Raw genomic sequence first — 17,366 nt, 5'->3', positions numbered from 1 at the left:
GGAGCTGTGCGAGGAGAGGACGAGCTCATGGCCGCGGAACCCGTCATCGTCGAAGCCGTACGCACACCGATCGGCAAGCGCGGAGGCGCGCTCGCCAATCTCCACCCCGCCTATCTGCTGGGCGAGACCTACCGCGAGCTGCTGGGGAGAACCGGGATCCACGCGGACTGCGTCGAGCAGATCGTCGGCGGGACGGTCACCCACGCGGGCGAGCAGTCGATGAACCCGGCGCGCAACGCGTGGCTGGCGATGGGGCTGCCGTACGAGACCGCGGCGACCACCGTGGACTGCCAGTGCGGCTCCTCCCAGCAGGCCAGCCACATGGTCGCGAACATGATCGCGGCGGGGGTGGTGGACGTCGGGATCAGCTGCGGGGTGGAGGCGATGTCGCGGGTGCCGCTGGGGTCGGGGTCCAAGCACGGGCCGGGGAAGCCGTTCCCGGACGAGTGGAACGTGGATCTGCCGAACCAGTTCGAGGCGGCGGAGCGGATCGCCCGGCACCGGGGGCTGACGCGGGAGCGGGTCGACTCGCTGGGGCTGCTCTCGCAGGAGCGGGCGGGAGTGGCGTGGGCGGAGGAGCGGTTCAAGCGGGAGACGTTCGCGGTGCAGGTGCCGACGACGGACGAGGAGCAGGCGGCCGGGCAGGGGATGTGGCGGCTGGTGGACCGGGACGAGGGGTTGCGGGACACGTCCATGGAGGCGCTGTCCGGGCTGAAGCCGGTGATGCCGACGGCCGTGCACACGGCCGGGAACTCCTCCCAGATCTCGGACGGCGCGGCGGCGATCATGTGGGCGTCCAAGCGGATGGCGCGGGCGTTGAAGCTGCGGCCCCGGGCCCGGATCGTGGCCCAGGCGCTGGTCGGGGCCGACCCGCACTTCCACCTCGACGGGCCGATCGATGCGACGCGGGCGGTGCTGGGGAAGGCGGGGATGTCGCTGCGGGACATCGACGTCGTCGAGATCAACGAGGCGTTCGCGTCCGTGGTGCTGTCCTGGGCGCAGGTCTTCGACCAGGACCTGGACAGGGTGAACGTGAACGGGGGTGCGATCGCCCTCGGGCATCCGGTGGGGGCGACGGGGGCGCGTCTTCTCGCGACGGCGCTGCATGAGCTGGAGCGGCGGGATCGGGAGTTCGCGCTGGTTTCGATGTGTGCGGGGGGGGCGGGGACGGGGCCGGCCTGGGCGGCGTTGCCGACGAGCCGGGCCACCAGGTCGCCCTCGGGGAGCCCGGCGCGCGGTCCGGCCGCGAGCACCCGGCCCAGTACGCGCCCGCGGATCCACGCGGTGGTGCGGGCGTTGGCGGTCGCGGTGACCAGGCCGTCGAGGGCGCCGAGCAGGACGGTGGCGCCGGTGAGCGCCGCGCACAGCGCGAGCCAGGGTCCGGCGGCCGCCCGGTCGTCGCCGAGCAGCAGGTCCAGGGTGCGGCCGAGCGCCCAGGGAAGGGCCAGGCCCGCCCCGGCGAGGGCCGTGGTCAGCAGCAGGACGAGGACGGCGGGTGCCGCGCCGTACCGGACGGTCTCGCGGAGAAAGGGGCGCTGAGCCAAGGGGCCCTCCGGGGCGCGCGTGCCCCGGGCGGAGAGCAGATCCGCCCGGGGCCGCGTCACACAGTTGATCAGTTTCGATCAAGGTTGATCAGGTGTAACAGGGATTGATCAGGGTGGTTCGTGTGTGTCAGAGGCAGAGCAGGTTGCTGTGGGAGCTGTGCTTGTCGCACAGGAGCAGGCTGAGGCTGCTCTCGTCGCCGCCACCGCCACCGCCGCCACCGGTGGTCTCGGGAACGTCCATCTTCTGCAGGTCGAGAAGTGTCATGGCCATCTCCTTCTGTAGGGACTTTCTTCGTGGGGACGGGTTCACCGTCCGGCCCCTCGCGGGGCCGTCTTGGGGGCCACCGGAAGCGGTGGCAGGAAGGGCAGCCCCGCGGGGCGCCTTCGGGTGGACGCGGCGGCGGGCAGGGAGCCCAGGGCGAGCAGACAGCCCGCCGTGCCGGTCGCGAGGTCCATGGAGAGCCGCATCATCTGGTTGCCGGGGAAGGCCAGATGGCCCTCGTACGGCACGGCGTACCAGGCGAGCGCCGCGCTCTGCGCGTCCAGGTCGTCCCGGGCGGCGCGGGTGCGGGCGAGGTGCAGCACCATGCCCGCGCGGCCGTTGAACAGGCCCGGCTGGGCGTAGTACCGCAGCCGCGCGGTGGGCAGGATCGCGGCCCTGGCGTCGGCGAACTCCTCGTCGTACCGGTGCGCCAGATAGTCGTCGAGCACCATCGCGATGCCGACGCCGCCCGAGCCGAGGTAGGGCATGGTCCGTACGCCCTCGTCGACCTGGAGGGCGCCGGAGCGGTCGGTGACGCAGCGCGCGAGGTCGCGGCGGAGGAACTCGGCGGCGTGGTCGAGGAGCGCGGGCTCGCCGGTGTGCTCGTAGAGCCGCAGGAAGAGCAGGGCGGGGCCGCTGGCGCCGTGCAGCAGCCCGGCGCGCCGGCGCCCGCCGCCCTCCTCGGGCTCCTGCTCCCCGGCGATGATCCAGGCCGCCTCCAGGGCCCGGTCGCGCAGATCGGCCTCGCCGGTGGTGCGGCCGAGCGAGTCCAGGGCGAGCCCGAGTCCGGCCAGGCCCCCGTGCAGCCCGGGCGCGAGCCGCTGCCACTTCTCGTCGAGCACCCGGTCGACCAGGTCCAGGGCGCGCTCGGTGTGGCCCAGCCGGTCGAGCACGTACGCGACGCCGCTCAGCCCGTCGTAGAAGCCCAGCGGGCAGCCGGAGGGCGGCTGTTCGGTGCGGCGCAGCAGCCACTCCTCGCCGTCCCGGTACCGCGCGGCGCCGGTGACGTCCAGGGCGTAGAGCACCCCGGCCGCGCCGTACGCGACACCGAGGCCGCCGCCGTCCGCGAACTGCGAGATGTCACCGGGGAAGAGCCGGTCCTCGCGCTCGGGCGTGGCGGAGGCGAGGATCGCGCGGACCATCGACTCGCGCCCGGCGGGCCACTCCTCGGGCCGCACCGGCAGATAGGGCCGCCGCAGGGGCGCGTCCGCACCCCTGATGACCCGTACCGCCTCCTCGAAGAAACCTTCCGGCACAGCGGGGAACTGGCTCGCCGCGACCGTCGCCAGATGCGCCGCCTTGTCCCGGTCGACCACGAGCAGCGTCGTCATCGGCACGAACAGGGCGAGCCGCAGACAGGCCAGCGCGTACCGGTCGACCTCGAAGCCGGTGCGGTCGCGCGGGGCCACGAACCCGGGGTGCGCCATCGTCTGCCCCTGGTGCTCGTCCACCGGCACCGCGCCCTCGAAGTCGAGGAGCCGCACCGAGACCTCACGGCCGTCGTCCGCCTCGCCCTCCTCCGGGCCGACCATCACGTTGAACATATGCAGGTCGTTGCAGACCAGACCGCGCGAGTGCACCGCCTCCACCGCCCGCTCCACGGCCCGGTGCACCGCGAGTGCCCAGGTCGTGTACGAGGCCACCGCGTCCGGGTCGGGGTCGACGGCGAGCAGCGGGTGGCGCTCGGCGAAGAACGCGTTCAGCGTGCGCCCCTCCAGGAAGTCCATGACGAGGAAGCGGTGGTCGCCCAGCTCGAACCAGTCGCGCGCCTCCGGCGCCACCCCGAGCCCGGAGAGCCGCTCCAGGGCCGCCTTCTCCCGCTCCAGCCGGGTGACCGCGTCACAGCCGTCGGCGGCGAGCCCCGCGTACGGCCGGGCCTCCTTCAGGACGACCTTGCTGCCGTCGCGGGTGTCCGTCCCGGCGTACACACCGCCGCCGTTGGAGAAGTGCAGCGCCCGCTCGATGCGGTACGGCAGGTCGCCCACGGTCGTCGCGTTGCGCGCCTCCAGCTGGGGCCGCAGGAACGGGGGCAGCGCCACCCACTCGGGCACCTGGAACGCCGGGTCCCTGCGGTCGGGGACCAGCTCGCCCCGGGCGTTCTCGATCGCGGGCACCAGCGCCCCGCCCTCGCCGACGCAGTGCCGCTCGACGAAGCCTCCGTAACGTACGTACAGGGGACCGGAGTTCCAGCGCAGATCGGTGAGGATGTACGGGCCCGGCTCGCCCTCCAGCAGCTCGCCGAGCTCGTTCAGTATTCGCTCCAGCTCGTCCACACCGGACGGGTAGATCGTGGCGAACTTCCCGCTCGAACCGCGCCCGGCGTACTTGGAGTTGCGCAGGTGCAGTGGCTGGCGGCCCGGCACGAACTTGAAGGGAATGGCTCTGGGGACGCAGTACTCCCACACCTGCGCCGCCGCCTTCTCGGCGTTGTCCAGACACGCCGAGACATGGATCTTCCACCCCTGGCGGGGGCGGCCCGGGCGCGGCTCGCCGGCCTCGTCGACCGGGCTGAAGTGGAGCCAGTCCCCGGAGAGGGAGGAGTGCCACCCCTCGGGGACCGGGCGCTGGGCCGCCTCGAACAGCGGGACGGACTCCCCGGTCCTGGCCGAGGACAAGCGGTCCGGAGTCTCGTAGAAATGCCTGTCGGCCAGGCAGAAGACCTCGTACCGCTTGTCCATCGCTTCCCCCCTCGGTGGCGTGGCAACGAAGGTGCCACGCCGGCCGGGGGCCGGACAGTCGCATGTGTCATGCGGCCACTGTGCGGTACGCATGCGTCAACCTGTGTTCGAACGGGGGTGGACGCCCGCGCCCCGCTTTGGCCCGGGGTTCACCTGCGGGCCGGTGGGTGGCCGCTTGCGCAGTTCCCCGCGCCCCATTTCTTGCCCGGGGTTCGCCTGCGGGCCGGTGGGGGGCCGCTCGCGCAGTTCCCCGCGCCCCTGAAGCCCTGGTTCGCCTGCGGGCCAGTGGGGGCTGAGCGCGCAGTTCCCCGCGCCCCTTAAAAGGGCCGTCGTTCGCCTGCAGGTTGTACTCGGTTGCTCGCGCAGTTCCCCGCGCCCCTAAAGGCCCGTGGCTGAGCTGGGTTCTCAGGCTGCCGCCAACCCCCTAAGGGGCGCGGGGAACTGCGCGAGCGGCCACCCACCGGCCCGCAGGCGAAGTCCGGGCACGACAGCCCCCACCGGCCCGCAGGCGAAGTCCGGGCACGACAAGCCCCCACCGGCCCGCAGCCGAAGTCCGGGCACAAAAACCGCGCGTCACTCCTCGGGGGGAAACACGGGCTCGCCCGAGTCGCGCAGGGTGATGCTGATCGCCTCGACCGGGCACCCCTCGGCCGCGGCGAGCACATCCTCACTCGCGGACGTCTCCGCGCCCCGCGGCCGCGACTGCCGCGCCGTGTCCAGCGCGAAGGACCCCGGCGCGGTGTTCACGCACATGCCCGACCCGATGCAGACACTCCGGTCGACCTCGACGTGCCAGCGGTCCCCCATCACTCCTCGCCCCCGGGCCCGGCGTAGCCGGCCGGCAGGTGGATCATCTTGTGCTCCAGGTACTCGCTCAGCCCCTCGGGCCCGAACTCCCGCCCGAGGCCGGAGTTCTTGTAGCCGCCGAACGGGCCGAACATGTCCAGGCTGAAGGTGTTCACGTTGAAGGTGCCGGTGCGCACCCGGCGGGCGAAGTCGACGCCGTGCCCCACGTCACCGGTCCACACGCTCCCGCTGAGCCCGTACTCGGAGTCGTTGGCGATCCGCAGCGCCTCGGCCTCGTCCTCGTACGGCAGCAGGCAGATCACCGGCCCGAAGATCTCCTCGCGGGCGATCCGCATGGAGTTGTCGACGCCGCCGAAGAGCGTCGGCTCGACGTACCAGCCCCGGTCCCGCCCGGCCGGACGCCCGCCGCCCGCGAGGATCTTGGCGCCTTCCTCCTGGCCGATCCGGATGTAGTCGAGCGAACGCTGCTGCTGGCGTTTGGCGACCAGCGGGCCGACCTGGGTCGCCGGGTCGAGCGGGTCGCCGACGACCAGCTGCCCGGCGGCCGCCGCGAACGCCTCCGCGAACTCGTCGTAGCGGCTCGCGGGCGCCAGGATCCGGGTCTGGGCGACGCACGCCTGCCCGTTGTTCATCCACGCCGCCGGGACCACTCCGGCCACCGTCGACGCCAGATCGGCGTCCGGCAGGACGACGGCGGCGGACTTGCCGCCCAGTTCCAGCGTGACCCGGGTGAGGTTGCGCGCGGCGACCTCCATCACCCGCCGGCCCGCCGCGACCGACCCGGTGAAGGAGACCTTGTCGATCCCGGGGTGCCCGACCAGGTACTCGCTGACCTCGCGGTCGGCGGGCAGGATCGAGAGCACGCCCTCCGGCAGCCCGGCCTCGCGCGCGATCTCGCCGAGTATGTACGAGTCGAGGGGCGTCTCCGGCGACGGCTTGAGCACCACCGGACACCCGGCGAGCAGCGCGGGCGCGAGCTTGGCGGCGGCCACGAACTGCGGGACGTTCCACGGGACCACGGCCGCCACGACCCCGACCGGCTCGCGCCGGACCAGGATCGGCCCGAGGACCCCGTCGCGCCGCTCCTCGTACGGGAAGTCACGGGCCACGGTGATCGCCGCGTCCCAGACCATCATCGCGCCGAGCGCCTGCGCGAGGACGCTCCAGGAGTACGGGGAGCCGTTCTGCGCGCTGATCGAGCGGGCGATCTCCTCGTGGCGCAGGGCGATCGCGTCCTTGATGCGGGAGACGACCTCGATGCGCTCGGCGAGCGGCAGCCGGGGCCAGGGCCCCTCGTCGAACGCCCGGCGGGCGGTGGCGACGGCGTGGTCGACGTCGGCCCGGGAGGCGTGCGGCACCCGGCCGATGACCTGCTCGGTGTGGGGGGAGACCACCTCGATGACGTCGGTTCCCCGGGGGTCGGTCAACTCCCCGCCGATATAGAGCTGTACGTGCACGACGGGCTCGACGGGCTCGTTCTCCAGATCGTTCATGGCATCGGTCATGGCGTGGCGCCTCCCGCTCCGGTCCGCTCCGGACCGCTTCTGACGGCATCTCCGACAGCTTCACTGACAGCTTTTCTGACGGCATTTCAGATCTGCCTGAACTGATACCAGTTCCCCTATCAGGAGTCCACGGCCCGGCAGGCCCCTTGAGGCCGGACTGAAACACGTTCTACTGTGGCGGCATGACGCAGGTGACACGGGGGCGGGCGCGGGTGGCCGATCACGGCGGGGGCGTCCGGTCCATCGAGGTACCCATCCCGGACAACCCCCTGGGCCACACGCTGGTGTACGTGGTCGACACCGACCGGGGCCCGGTCCTGGTCGACACCGGCTGGGACGACCCGGCGTCCTGGGACACGCTGGCCGACGGGCTGCGCCGGATCGGCACGGACGTCGCGGACGTGCACGGCGTGGTGCTCACCCACCACCACCCCGACCACCACGGGCTCTCGGGCCGGGTCCGGGAGGCGTCCGGGGCGTGGCTCGCCATGCACGCGGCGGACACGGCGGTCGTCCGGCGCACACGGGAGGCCGAACCCGGGGCGTGGCTGGACTACTTGGCGGCGAAGCTGGCGGCGGTGGGGGCGCCGGAGTCGCATCTGGGGCCGCTGCGGGAGGCTCGGGCGCGCCGGTCGGGGCGGGTGCTGCCGGGTCTGCGGGCGGCGCTCCCGGACCGGGAGATCGTCCCCGGCGACCTCCTCCCCCTCCCGGGGCGGCGGCTGCGGGCGATCTGGACGCCGGGGCATACGCCGGGCCATGTCTGTCTGCACCTGGAGGAGCGGCATCCGTCCGGCCGGCCGGGCCACGGCCGCCTGTTCTCGGGCGATCACCTGCTGCCCGGGATCACTCCGCACATCGGGCTGTACGAGGACCCCGACGCGGCGACGGAGACGGACCCTCCCCCAAGCTCTCGACTTCGCTCGAACAGGGGGGACCCCCTCGGCGACTACGTGTCCTCCCTGGAGCGGGTGGGCCGCCTCGGGGTGGCGGAGGTCCTGCCCGCCCACCAGCACGCGTTCCCGGACGCGGCGTCACGGGTCCGTGAGCTCCTGGCCCACCACGAGTCCCGCCTGCGGGACCTGCTGACCCTGCTGTCCTCGGAACCGCTCACCCCCTGGGACCTGGCGGTCCGCATGGAGTGGAACCGTCCCTGGGCGGACATCCCCTACGGTTCCCGCAACATCGCGGTGTCGGAGGCGGAGGCGCATGTACGGCGGCTGGTGAAACAGGGGCGGGCGGAGGCGATACCGGGGACACACCCCCTGACATACCGGGCGGTGTAGCCCCACCCCGCCCCGCACCCCACGGCCTCAAAGGCGAATGTACGACAAAGCCCCCCGGGTAGGCGTTCCTACCGGGGAGCTCTGCGTACCTCAGCTGGTCGAGCGGTGGTGCGGCTCAGTACCAGCTGTTCTGCTGCCAGAAGTTCCAGGCGCCGCACGGGCTGCCGTAGCGGGAGTTCATGTAGTCCAGGCCCCAGGCGATCTGCGTCTTGGGGTTGGTCTGCCAGTCGGAGCCCTTGGTGGCCATCTTGGAGCCGGGCAGCGCCTGGACCAGGCCGTACGCGCCGCTGGACGGGTTGGAGGCGTGGATGTCCCAGCCGGACTCGTGGTTGACGATGTTGCTGAAGCACTGGAACTGCGCGGCGCTCGGGATCATCTGCTTCGCCACGTCCTGGGCGCCCATGGGGGCGGCCTGGGCGGGAACGGCGGCCACCGCGACACCGGCGGCGGCGAGCAGCGTGGCAGCACCGGCGGCGATAGAGGTCTTGCGGGCGGCGAGACGGGCGGCGAGCGACACAGAGGAACCTAACGTCGGGGACATGGGCGTCGCGGGCAGGTCGCGGCTCCGGAGAGCGTGCGGATGCTCCTCGGGAGAAGCGGGGGTTCGTCCTGCCTGGGGTTCCGCGGCCCGGTGAAGGGCCAGGCGGTGCCCGGCGACTGGACCAGTTTTAGCCACCCCGAGAGGCCTCCGCAACGACCCCTGTTACTAGTGGTCCTCGCATCGGAGGTGTCACGGCCCGGGGCGCAGCTGAGGAAAGAATGCCTGGTCGGGTGGGTTGTTTGTGGGGTTGTACAGGGCCTGTAAAGCCACTATTCCGGGTCGTAGGGGACTAAGGTCCTGTGGGGGGCCTCACCCCGGGGGACCCCTCGAATGTGACCTGGGCCTCGAAGGCCGCGCGCCGGGTGGCTCTGCGCAGTGCCTTCAGTACGGTCGAGCCCAGCGCGAACGTCAGGACCGTCGTCAGCACCGCCCGCCCCAGGTCCCAGCCGAGCGACGTCGTCGCGCAGTACGCGGCGAAGCGCAGCAGGTTCTCGCCCACCGGGTCACCCGGGTGGAAGGAGATCCCGGACGACATCCCGCCGATGTACGTCCAGCCCTGGAGGTTCATCACCGTGCCGTACGCGAAGGACGCGACGAAGCCGTAGAGCGCCAGGAGGGTCAGTTCCCCCCGGCCCCGGAGGCGGTGTCGGCCGGGGAGCAGGCCCGCGCCCATCGTGAACCAGCCCATCGACAGCATCTGGAACGGCATCCAGGGGCCCACACCCCCCGTGAGCAGCGCGGACGCGAACATCGTGACCGCGCCGAGCACGAAGCCGAAGCCCGGGCCGAGGACGCGGCCGCTCAGGACCATCAGGAAGAACATCGGCTCCAGGCCCGCCGTGCCCGCGCCCAGCGGGCGCAGGGCGGCGCCGACCGCCGCGAGTACGCCGAGCATCGCGACGGCCTTGGCGTCCATGCCGTCGTCCTCGTCCGCGATCGTGGCGACCACCACGCCCACGAGGAGGGGCAGGAGCGCGGCGAAGAGCCAGGGGGCGTCCTGGGAGTGGGCGAGCCCGGAGTTCTCGTCGGCGAGCAGCGGCCAGCCGAAGGCGGCGACGCCGACGAGGGTGATCAGGGTGAGGGCGATCACCCCGCGCGGGCCCAGGCGTACCGCCTTCGCCTGGCGGGTGTGGGGGTGCGCCGTCATGCGAGGGCCTCGCGTACCTGCGTGACCGTGAGCCACGGGTCCGGGGCCAGGATCTTGGAGACCTGGGGGGCGAAGGAGGGCGAGGAGACGACCACGTCGGCCGTCGGGCCGTCCGCGACGGCCTCGCCGTCCGCCAGGATCACCACCCGGTGGGCGATCTCGGCGGCCAGCTCCACGTCGTGGGTGGCCAGGACGATCGCGTGGCCCTCGGCGGCGAGGTCGCGCAGGACGTCGGCGAGGCGGGCCTTCGCCGCGTAGTCCAGGCCCCGGGTCGGTTCGTCGAGGAGGAGGAGCGGGGGCCTGCCCGTCAGGACGATCGCCAGCGCCAGGGCCAGGCGCTGGCCCTCGGAGAGGTCGCGGGGGTGGGTGTCGTCGGGGACGCCGGGCAGGAGGACCGAGACGAGGTCGCGGCAGGTGCCGGGCCGCGTCCCGGCGTCCGCGTCGGCCGCCGCGCACTCGGCCGCCACCGTGTCCGCGTACAGCAGGTCGCGGGGCCCCCGCGACGAGGCCGACCTCGCGGATCAGGTCGCCCGGGGGTGTGCGGTGGGGGGTGCGGCCGTTGACCGTCACCGTGCCGGTGGTGGGTTCGATCATGCCGACGAGGGTGTTCAGGAGGGTGGACTTGCCGGCGCCGTTCCGTCCCATGAGGGCGACGGTCTCGCCGGGGCTGACGGTGAGGTCCATGTGGCGCAGGGCCTCGATACGGGCTCGGCGTACGCCGAGGTCTTTGACGGTGGCGGTGGGCGTGCCGCCCGGTGCCTGCCGGGTGCCGCGGCCCCGGAGGCGGGCGAGCGCGGCTCGGAGGCCGGTCCCTTCGGGTGCGGGGCGGTGGGGGTGCACCCGGCCTGCGGCCGGGCTGTCGCAACCACCCGCTCCACCGGTTTCCGCGGGAGCGGAAGCGCGGGCCCCCTCGTGGGGCGCGTTCGCCGTCGGCGGCTGCGGGAGGTGCGTGGAGAGGGTCGCCCGCAGGTCGTGTGCCCTGCGGCGGGCGTCTCGTACCGACAAGGGGAGCGGGGTCCAGCCCGCCAGGCGGCCCAGGGCCACCACCGGGGGGTGGACCGGGGACGTCGCCATGATCTCGGCCGGGGTGCCCAGGAGTGGGGGCGGGTGGGGCTACACCGCCCGGTATGTCAGGGGGTGTGTCCCCGGTATCGCCTCCGCCCGCCCCTGTTTCACCAGCCGCCGTACATGCGCCTCCGCCTCCGACACCGCGATGTTGCGGGAACCGTAGGGGATGTCCGCCCAGGGACGGTTCCACTCCATGCGGACCGCCAGGTCCCAGGGGGTGAGCGGTTCCGAGGACAGCAGGGTCAGCAGGTCCCGCAGGCGGGACTCGTGGTGGGCCAGGAGCTCACGGACCCGTGACGCCGCGTCCGGGAACGCGTGCTGGTGGGCGGGCAGGACCTCCGCCACCCCGAGGCGGCCCACCCGCTCCAGGGAGGACACGTAGTCGCCGAGGGGGTCCCCCCTGTTCGAGCGAAGTCGAGAGCTTGGGGGAGGGTCCGTCTCCGTCGCCGCGTCGGGGTCCTCGTACAGCCCGATGTGCGGAGTGATCCCGGGCAGCAGGTGATCGCCCGAGAACAGGCGGCCGTGGCCCGGCCGGCCGGACGGATGCCGCTCCTCCAGGTGCAGACAGACATGGCCCGGCGTATGCCCCGGCGTCCAGATCGCCCGCAGCCGCCGCCCCGGGAGGGGGAGGAGGTCGCCGGGGACGATCTCCCGGTCCGGGAGCGCCGCCCGCAGACCCGGCAGCACCCGCCCCGACCGGCGCGCCCGAGCCTCCCGCAGCGGCCCCAGATGCGACTCCGGCGCCCCCACCGCCGCCAGCTTCGCCGCCAAGTAGTCCAGCCACGCCCCGGGTTCGGCCTCCCGTGTGCGCCGGACGACCGCCGTGTCCGCCGCGTGCATGGCGAGCCACGCCCCGGACGCCTCCCGGACCCGGCCCGAGAGCCCGTGGTGGTCGGGGTGGTGGTGGGTGAGCACCACGCCGTGCACGTCCGCGACGTCCGTGCCGATCCGGCGCAGCCCGTCGGCCAGCGTGTCCCAGGACGCCGGGTCGTCCCAGCCGGTGTCGACCAGGACCGGGCCCCGGTCGGTGTCGACCACGTACACCAGCGTGTGGCCCAGGGGGTTGTCCGGGATGGGTACCTCGATGGACCGGACGCCCCCGCCGTGATCGGCCACCCGCGCCCGCCCCCGTGTCACCTGCGTCATGCCGCCACAGTAGAACGTGTTTCAGTCCGGCCTCAAGGGGCCTGCCGGGCCGTGGACTCCTGATAGGGGAACTGGTATCAGTTCAGGCAGATCTGAAATGCCGTCAGAAAAGCTGTCAGTGAAGCTGTCGGAGATGCCGTCAGAAGCGGTCCGGAGCGGACCGGAGCGGGAGGCGCCACGCCATGACCGATGCCATGAACGATCTGGAGAACGAGCCCGTCGAGCCCGTCGTGCACGTACAGCTCTATATCGGCGGGGAGTTGACCGACCCCCGGGGAACCGACGTCATCGAGGTGGTCTCCCCCCACACCGAGCAGGTCATCGGCCGGGTGCCGCACGCCTCCCGGGCCGACGTCGACCACGCCGTCGCCACCGCCCGCCGGGCGTTCGACGAGGGGCCCTGGCCCCGGCTGCCGCTCGCCGAGCGCATCGAGGTCGTCTCCCGCATCAAGGACGCGATCGCCCTGCGCCACGAGGAGATCGCCCGCTCGATCAGCGCGCAGAACGGCTCCCCGTACTCCTGGAGCGTCCTCGCGCAGGCGCTCGGCGCGATGATGGTCTGGGACGCGGCGATCACCGTGGCCCGTGACTTCCCGTACGAGGAGCGGCGCGACGGGGTCCTCGGGCCGATCCTGGTCCGGCGCGAGCCGGTCGGGGTCGTGGCGGCCGTGGTCCCGTGGAACGTCCCGCAGTTCGTGGCCGCCGCCAAGCTCGCGCCCGCGCTGCTCGCCGGGTGTCCGGTGGTGCTCAAGCCGTCGCCGGAGACGCCCCTCGACTCGTACATACTCGGCGAGATCGCGCGCGAGGCCGGGCTGCCGGAGGGCGTGCTCTCGATCCTGCCCGCCGACCGCGAGGTCAGCGAGTACCTGGTCGGGCACCCCGGGATCGACAAGGTCTCCTTCACCGGGTCGGTCGCGGCGGGCCGGCGGGTGATGGAGGTCGCCGCGCGCAACCTCACCCGGGTCACGCTGGAACTGGGCGGCAAGTCCGCCGCCGTCGTCCTGCCGGACGCCGATCTGGCGTCGACGGTGGCCGGAGTGGTCCCGGCGGCGTGGATGAACAACGGGCAGGCGTGCGTCGCCCAGACCCGGATCCTGGCGCCCGCGAGCCGCTACGACGAGTTCGCGGAGGCGTTCGCGGCGGCCGCCGGGCAGCTGGTCGTCGGCGACCCGCTCGACCCGGCGACCCAGGTCGGCCCGCTGGTCGCCAAACGCCAGCAGCAGCGTTCGCTCGACTACATCCGGATCGGCCAGGAGGAAGGCGCCAAGATCCTCGCGGGCGGCGGGCGTCCGGCCGGGCGGGACCGGGGCTGGTACGTCGAGCCGACGCTCTTCGGCGGCGTCGACAACTCCATGCGGATCGCCCGCGAGGAGATCTTCGGGCCGGTGATCTGCCTGCTGCCGTACGAGGACGAGGCCGAGGCGCTGCGGATCGCCAACGACTCCGAGTACGGGCTCAGCGGGAGCGTGTGGACCGGTGACGTGGGGCACGGCGTCGACTTCGCCCGCCGGGTGCGCACCGGCACCTTCAACGTGAACACCTTCAGCCTGGACATGTTCGGCCCGTTCGGCGGCTACAAGAACTCCGGCCTCGGGCGGGAGTTCGGGCCCGAGGGGCTGAGCGAGTACCTGGAGCACAAGATGATCCACCTGCCGGCCGGCTACGCCGGGCCCGGGGGCGAGGAGTGATGGGGGACCGCTGGCACGTCGAGGTCGACCGGAGTGTCTGCATCGGGTCGGGCATGTGCGTGAACACCGCGCCGGGGTCCTTCGCGCTGGACACGGCGCGGCAGTCGCGGCCGCGGGGCGCGGAGACGTCCGCGAGTGAGGATGTGCTCGCCGCGGCCGAGGGGTGCCCGGTCGAGGCGATCAGCATCACCCTGCGCGACTCGGGCGAGCCCGTGTTTCCCCCCGAGGAGTGACGCGCGGTTTTTGTGCCCGGACTTCGGCTGCGGGCCGGTGGGGGCTTGTCGTGCCCGGACTTCGCCTGCGGGCCGGTGGGGGCTGTCGTGCCCGGACTTCGCCTGCGGGCCGGTGGGTGGCCGCTCGCGCAGTTCCCCGCGCCCCTTAGGGGGTTGGCGGCAGCCTGAGAACCCAGCTCAGCCACGGGCCTTTAGGGGCGCGGGGAACTGCGCGAGCAACCGAGTACAACCTGCAGGCGAACGACGGCCCTTTTAAGGGGCGCGGGGAACTGCGCGCTCAGCCCCCACTGGCCCGCAGGCGAACCAGGGCTTCAGGGGCGCGGGGAACTGCGCGAGCGGCCCCCCACCGGCCCGCAGGCGAACCCCGGGCAAGAAATGGGGCGCGGGGAACTGCGCGAGCGGCCCCCCACCGGCCCGCAGGCGAACCCCGGGCAAGAAATGGGGCGCGGGGAACTGCGCAAGCGGCCACCCACCGGCCCGCAGGTGAACCCCGGGCCAAAGCGGGGCGCGGGCGTCCACCCCCGTTCGAACACAGGTTGACGCATGCGTACCGCACAGTGGCCGCATGACACATGCGACTGTCCGGCCCCCGGCCGGCGTGGCACCTTCGTTGCCACGCCACCGAGGGGGGAAGCGATGGACAAGCGGTACGAGGTCTTCTGCCTGGCCGACAGGCATTTCTACGAGACTCCGGACCGCTTGTCCTCGGCCAGGACCGGGGAGTCCGTCCCGCTGTTCGAGGCGGCCCAGCGCCCGGTCCCCGAGGGGTGGCACTCCTCCCTCTCCGGGGACTGGCTCCACTTCAGCCCGGTCGACGAGGCCGGCGAGCCGCGCCCGGGCCGCCCCCGCCAGGGGTGGAAGATCCATGTCTCGGCGTGTCTGGACAACGCCGAGAAGGCGGCGGCGCAGGTGTGGGAGTACTGCGTCCCCAGAGCCATTCCCTTCAAGTTCGTGCCGGGCCGCCAGCCACTGCACCTGCGCAACTCCAAGTACGCCGGGCGCGGTTCGAGCGGGAAGTTCGCCACGATCTACCCGTCCGGTGTGGACGAGCTGGAGCGAATACTGAACGAGCTCGGCGAGCTGCTGGAGGGCGAGCCGGGCCCGTACATCCTCACCGATCTGCGCTGGAACTCCGGTCCCCTGTACGTACGTTACGGAGGCTTCGTCGAGCGGCACTGCGTCGGCGAGGGCGGGGCGCTGGTGCCCGCGATCGAGAACGCCCGGGGCGAGCTGGTCCCCGACCGCAGGGACCCGGCGTTCCAGGTGCCCGAGTGGGTGGCGCTGCCCCCGTTCCTGCGGCCCCAGCTGGAGGCGCGCAACGCGACGACCGTGGGCGACCTGCCGTACCGCATCGAGCGGGCGCTGCACTTCTCCAACGGCGGCGGTGTGTACGCCGGGACGGACACCCGCGACGGCAGCAAGGTCGTCCTGAAGGAGGCCCGGCCGTACGCGGGGCTCGCCGCCGACGGCTGTGACGCGGTCACCCGGCTGGAGCGGGAGAAGGCGGCCCTGGAGCGGCTCTCCGGGCTCGGGGTGGCGCCGGAGGCGCGCGACTGGTTCGAGCTGGGCGACCACCGCTTCCTCGTCATGGACTTCCTGGAGGGGCGCACGCTGAACGCGTTCTTCGCCGAGCGCCACCCGCTGCTCGCCGTCGACCCCGACCCGGACGCGGTGGCCTCGTACACGACCTGGGCACTCGCGGTGCACCGGGCCGTGGAGCGGGCGGTGGAGGCGGTGCACTCGCGCGGTCTGGTCTGCAACGACCTGCATATGTTCAACGTGATGGTCGGCCCGGAGGAGGGCGAGGCGGACGACGGCCGTGAGGTCTCGGTGCGGCTCCTCGACTTCGAGGGCGCGGTGCCGGTGGACGAGCACCAGGGGCAGACGATGGCGCACCCCGGGTTCGTGGCCCCGCGCGACCGCACCGGCTTCGAGGTCGACCGGTACGCGCTGGCCTGTCTGCGGCTCGCCCTGTTCGTGCCGATGACGACGCTGCTCGTGGTCGACCGGGACAAGGCGGCGCATCTGGCGACGGTCGCGGCGAGCCAGTTCCCCGCTGTGCCGGAAGGTTTCTTCGAGGAGGCGGTACGGGTCATCAGGGGTGCGGACGCGCCCCTGCGGCGGCCCTATCTGCCGGTGCGGCCCGAGGAGTGGCCCGCCGGGCGCGAGTCGATGGTCCGCGCGATCCTCGCCTCCGCCACGCCCGAGCGCGAGGACCGGCTCTTCCCCGGTGACATCTCGCAGTTCGCGGACGGCGGCGGCCTCGGTGTCGCGTACGGCGCGGCCGGGGTGCTCTACGCCCTGGACGTCACCGGCGCCGCGCGGTACCGGGACGGCGAGGAGTGGCTGCTGCGCCGCACCGAACAGCCGCCCTCCGGCTGCCCGCTGGGCTTCTACGACGGGCTGAGCGGCGTCGCGTACGTGCTCGACCGGCTGGGCCACACCGAGCGCGCCCTGGACCTGGTCGACCGGGTGCTCGACGAGAAGTGGCAGCGGCTCGCGCCCGGGCTGCACGGGGGCCTGGCCGGACTCGGGCTCGCCCTGGACTCGCTCGGCCGCACCACCGGCGAGGCCGATCTGCGCGACCGGGCCCTGGAGGCGGCCTGGATCATCGCCGGGGAGCAGGAGCCCGAGGAGGGCGGCGGGCGCCGGCGCGCCGGGCTGCTGCACGGCGCCAGCGGCCCCGCCCTGCTCTTCCTGCGGCTCTACGAGCACACCGGCGAGCCCGCGCTCCTCGACCACGCCGCCGAGTTCCTCCGCCGCGACCTCGCGCGCTGCGTCACCGACCGCTCCGGCGCCCTCCAGGTCGACGAGGGCGTACGGACCATGCCCTACCTCGGCTCGGGCGGCGTCGGCATCGCGATGGTGCTCGACGACTATCTGGCGCACCGGTACGACGAGGAGTTCGCCGACGCCAGGGCCGCGATCCTGCCCACCGCGCGGCTGCGGTACTACGCCCAGCCGGGCCTGTTCAACGGCCGCGCGGGCATGGTGCTGCACCTCGCCCGCACCCGCGCCGCCCGGGACGACCTGGACGCGCAGAGCGCGGCGCTCGCCTGGTACGCCGTGCCGTACGAGGGCCATCTGGCCTTCCCCGGCAACCAGATGATGCGGCTCTCCATGGACCTCGCGACCGGCACGGCGGGCTGTCTGCTCGCCCTGGGCTCCCTGCCCGCCGCCGCGTCCACCCGAAGGCGCCCCGCGGGGCTGCCCTTCCTGCCACCGCTTCCGGTGGCCCCCAAGACGGCCCCGCGAGGGGCCGGACGGTGAACCCGTCCCCACGAAGAAAGTCCCTACAGAAGGAGATGGCCATGACACTTCTCGACCTGCAGAAGATGGACGTTCCCGAGACCACCGGTGGCGGCGGTGGCGGTGGCGGCGACGAGAGCAGCCTCAGCCTGCTCCTGTGCGACAAGCACAGCTCCCACAGCAACCTGCTCTGCCTCTGACACACACGAACCACC

Annotated in this window: 12 protein-coding genes and 2 pseudogenes; 6 read left to right on the top strand and 8 right to left on the bottom strand. The window is 73.0% G+C overall.

Annotation, left to right across the window (positions count from 1 at the left end; all coding sequences use genetic code 11):
- Positions 1–27 precede the first annotated feature (27 nt).
- Positions 28–1,161: pseudogene (locus A8W25_RS09515) on the top strand (steroid 3-ketoacyl-CoA thiolase); the annotation flags it as partial.
- Positions 1,162–1,671: 510 nt separating this feature from the next.
- Here A8W25_RS09515 and A8W25_RS33320 read toward each other — a convergent pair.
- The 4 genes from A8W25_RS33320 to A8W25_RS09500 form a co-directional block, all read right to left on the bottom strand.
- Entirely contained in the window at positions 1,672–1,809 is a 138-nt protein-coding gene (locus A8W25_RS33320; protein ID WP_107470643.1) for a SapB/AmfS family lanthipeptide, read from the bottom strand.
- Positions 1,810–1,850: 41 nt separating this feature from the next.
- Positions 1,851–4,484 (bottom strand): class III lanthionine synthetase LanKC, encoded by a 2,634-nt coding sequence (gene lanKC, locus A8W25_RS09510; protein WP_067158567.1) that lies wholly within the window; start codon positions 4,482–4,484, stop codon positions 1,851–1,853.
- Between the two features lie 573 nt (positions 4,485–5,057).
- The gene (locus tag A8W25_RS09505) at positions 5,058–5,291 is read right to left on the bottom strand and encodes a ferredoxin (RefSeq protein WP_067158569.1); all 234 of its coding nucleotides are present in this window, start codon (positions 5,289–5,291) and stop codon (positions 5,058–5,060) included.
- Complete coding sequence (locus A8W25_RS09500; RefSeq protein ID WP_199831709.1) at positions 5,291–6,796, bottom strand: aldehyde dehydrogenase; 1,506 nt, start codon at positions 6,794–6,796, stop codon at positions 5,291–5,293. The genes A8W25_RS09505 and A8W25_RS09500 overlap by 1 nt, the downstream gene beginning before the upstream one ends.
- 182 nt (positions 6,797–6,978) lie before the next feature.
- On the opposite strand from A8W25_RS09500, the gene A8W25_RS09495 reads away from it, so the two are divergent.
- On the top strand, positions 6,979–8,079 hold the full coding sequence (locus A8W25_RS09495; protein WP_067158571.1) for an MBL fold metallo-hydrolase: 1,101 nt from the start codon (positions 6,979–6,981) through the stop codon (positions 8,077–8,079).
- A gap of 115 nt (positions 8,080–8,194) precedes the next feature.
- Here the strand turns inward: A8W25_RS09495 and A8W25_RS09490 are convergent, their stop codons facing one another.
- From A8W25_RS09490 to A8W25_RS09475, 4 genes and pseudogenes are all read right to left on the bottom strand, one after another.
- A complete protein-coding gene (locus A8W25_RS09490; RefSeq protein ID WP_067158576.1) occupies positions 8,195–8,620 on the bottom strand; it encodes a transglycosylase SLT domain-containing protein in 426 nt (141 codons plus the stop codon).
- Between the two features lie 289 nt (positions 8,621–8,909).
- Positions 8,910–9,767, bottom strand: coding sequence for an ECF transporter S component (locus tag A8W25_RS09485; protein WP_067158574.1), 858 nt, complete (start codon positions 9,765–9,767; stop codon positions 8,910–8,912).
- A pseudogene (locus A8W25_RS35545) lies at positions 9,764–10,880 on the bottom strand (ATP-binding cassette domain-containing protein); the annotation flags it as partial. The gene A8W25_RS09485 and the pseudogene A8W25_RS35545, both read right to left, overlap by 4 nt.
- Positions 10,881–11,981 carry an MBL fold metallo-hydrolase gene (locus A8W25_RS09475; protein ID WP_067158571.1) on the bottom strand — a complete coding sequence of 367 codons (1,101 nt, stop codon included), beginning with the start codon at positions 11,979–11,981 and terminating at the stop codon, positions 10,881–10,883.
- 182 nt (positions 11,982–12,163) lie between these two features.
- On the opposite strand from A8W25_RS09475, the gene A8W25_RS09470 reads away from it, so the two are divergent.
- The 4 genes from A8W25_RS09470 to A8W25_RS33315 all read left to right on the top strand — a co-directional run bounded on the left by A8W25_RS09470 (position 12,164) and on the right by A8W25_RS33315 (position 17,351).
- Positions 12,164–13,669: an aldehyde dehydrogenase gene (locus A8W25_RS09470; RefSeq protein WP_199831709.1), complete on the top strand. Its 1,506-nt coding sequence runs from the start codon at positions 12,164–12,166 to the stop codon at positions 13,667–13,669.
- Positions 13,669–13,902: a ferredoxin gene (locus A8W25_RS09465; protein ID WP_067158569.1), complete on the top strand. Its 234-nt coding sequence runs from the start codon at positions 13,669–13,671 to the stop codon at positions 13,900–13,902. The genes A8W25_RS09470 and A8W25_RS09465 overlap by 1 nt, the downstream gene beginning before the upstream one ends.
- 636 nt (positions 13,903–14,538) lie before the next feature.
- Entirely contained in the window at positions 14,539–17,172 is a 2,634-nt protein-coding gene (gene lanKC, locus A8W25_RS09460; RefSeq protein ID WP_067158567.1) for a class III lanthionine synthetase LanKC, read from the top strand.
- Between the two features lie 41 nt (positions 17,173–17,213).
- Positions 17,214–17,351 carry a SapB/AmfS family lanthipeptide gene (locus A8W25_RS33315; RefSeq protein ID WP_107470643.1) on the top strand — a complete coding sequence of 46 codons (138 nt, stop codon included), beginning with the start codon at positions 17,214–17,216 and terminating at the stop codon, positions 17,349–17,351.
- Positions 17,352–17,366 lie beyond the last annotated feature (15 nt).

It is taken from the genome of Streptomyces sp. ERV7 (assembly GCF_001653515.1).
In the GTDB taxonomy this organism is placed as follows: Bacteria; Actinomycetota; Actinomycetes; order Streptomycetales; family Streptomycetaceae; genus Streptomyces.
This window is presented reverse-complemented; position numbering and strand designations above follow the sequence as displayed.

Bases quoted from the DNA above. Each gene is read 5' to 3' on its own strand.
- A8W25_RS33320 (WP_107470643.1), bottom strand. From the start codon at position 1,809: ATGACACTTCTCGACCTGCAGAAGATGGACGTTCCCGAGACCACCGGT.
- lanKC (WP_067158567.1), bottom strand. From the start codon at position 4,484: ATGGACAAGCGGTACGAGGTCTTCTGCCTGGCCGACAGGCATTTCTAC.
- A8W25_RS09505 (WP_067158569.1), bottom strand. From the start codon at position 5,291: ATGGGGGACCGCTGGCACGTCGAGGTCGACCGGAGTGTCTGCATCGGG.
- A8W25_RS09500 (WP_199831709.1), bottom strand. From the start codon at position 6,796: ATGACCGATGCCATGAACGATCTGGAGAACGAGCCCGTCGAGCCCGTC.
- A8W25_RS09495 (WP_067158571.1), top strand. From the start codon at position 6,979: ATGACGCAGGTGACACGGGGGCGGGCGCGGGTGGCCGATCACGGCGGG.
- A8W25_RS09490 (WP_067158576.1), bottom strand. From the start codon at position 8,620: ATGTCCCCGACGTTAGGTTCCTCTGTGTCGCTCGCCGCCCGTCTCGCC.
- A8W25_RS09485 (WP_067158574.1), bottom strand. From the start codon at position 9,767: ATGACGGCGCACCCCCACACCCGCCAGGCGAAGGCGGTACGCCTGGGC.
- A8W25_RS09475 (WP_067158571.1), bottom strand. From the start codon at position 11,981: ATGACGCAGGTGACACGGGGGCGGGCGCGGGTGGCCGATCACGGCGGG.
- A8W25_RS09470 (WP_199831709.1), top strand. From the start codon at position 12,164: ATGACCGATGCCATGAACGATCTGGAGAACGAGCCCGTCGAGCCCGTC.
- A8W25_RS09465 (WP_067158569.1), top strand. From the start codon at position 13,669: ATGGGGGACCGCTGGCACGTCGAGGTCGACCGGAGTGTCTGCATCGGG.
- lanKC (WP_067158567.1), top strand. From the start codon at position 14,539: ATGGACAAGCGGTACGAGGTCTTCTGCCTGGCCGACAGGCATTTCTAC.
- A8W25_RS33315 (WP_107470643.1), top strand. From the start codon at position 17,214: ATGACACTTCTCGACCTGCAGAAGATGGACGTTCCCGAGACCACCGGT.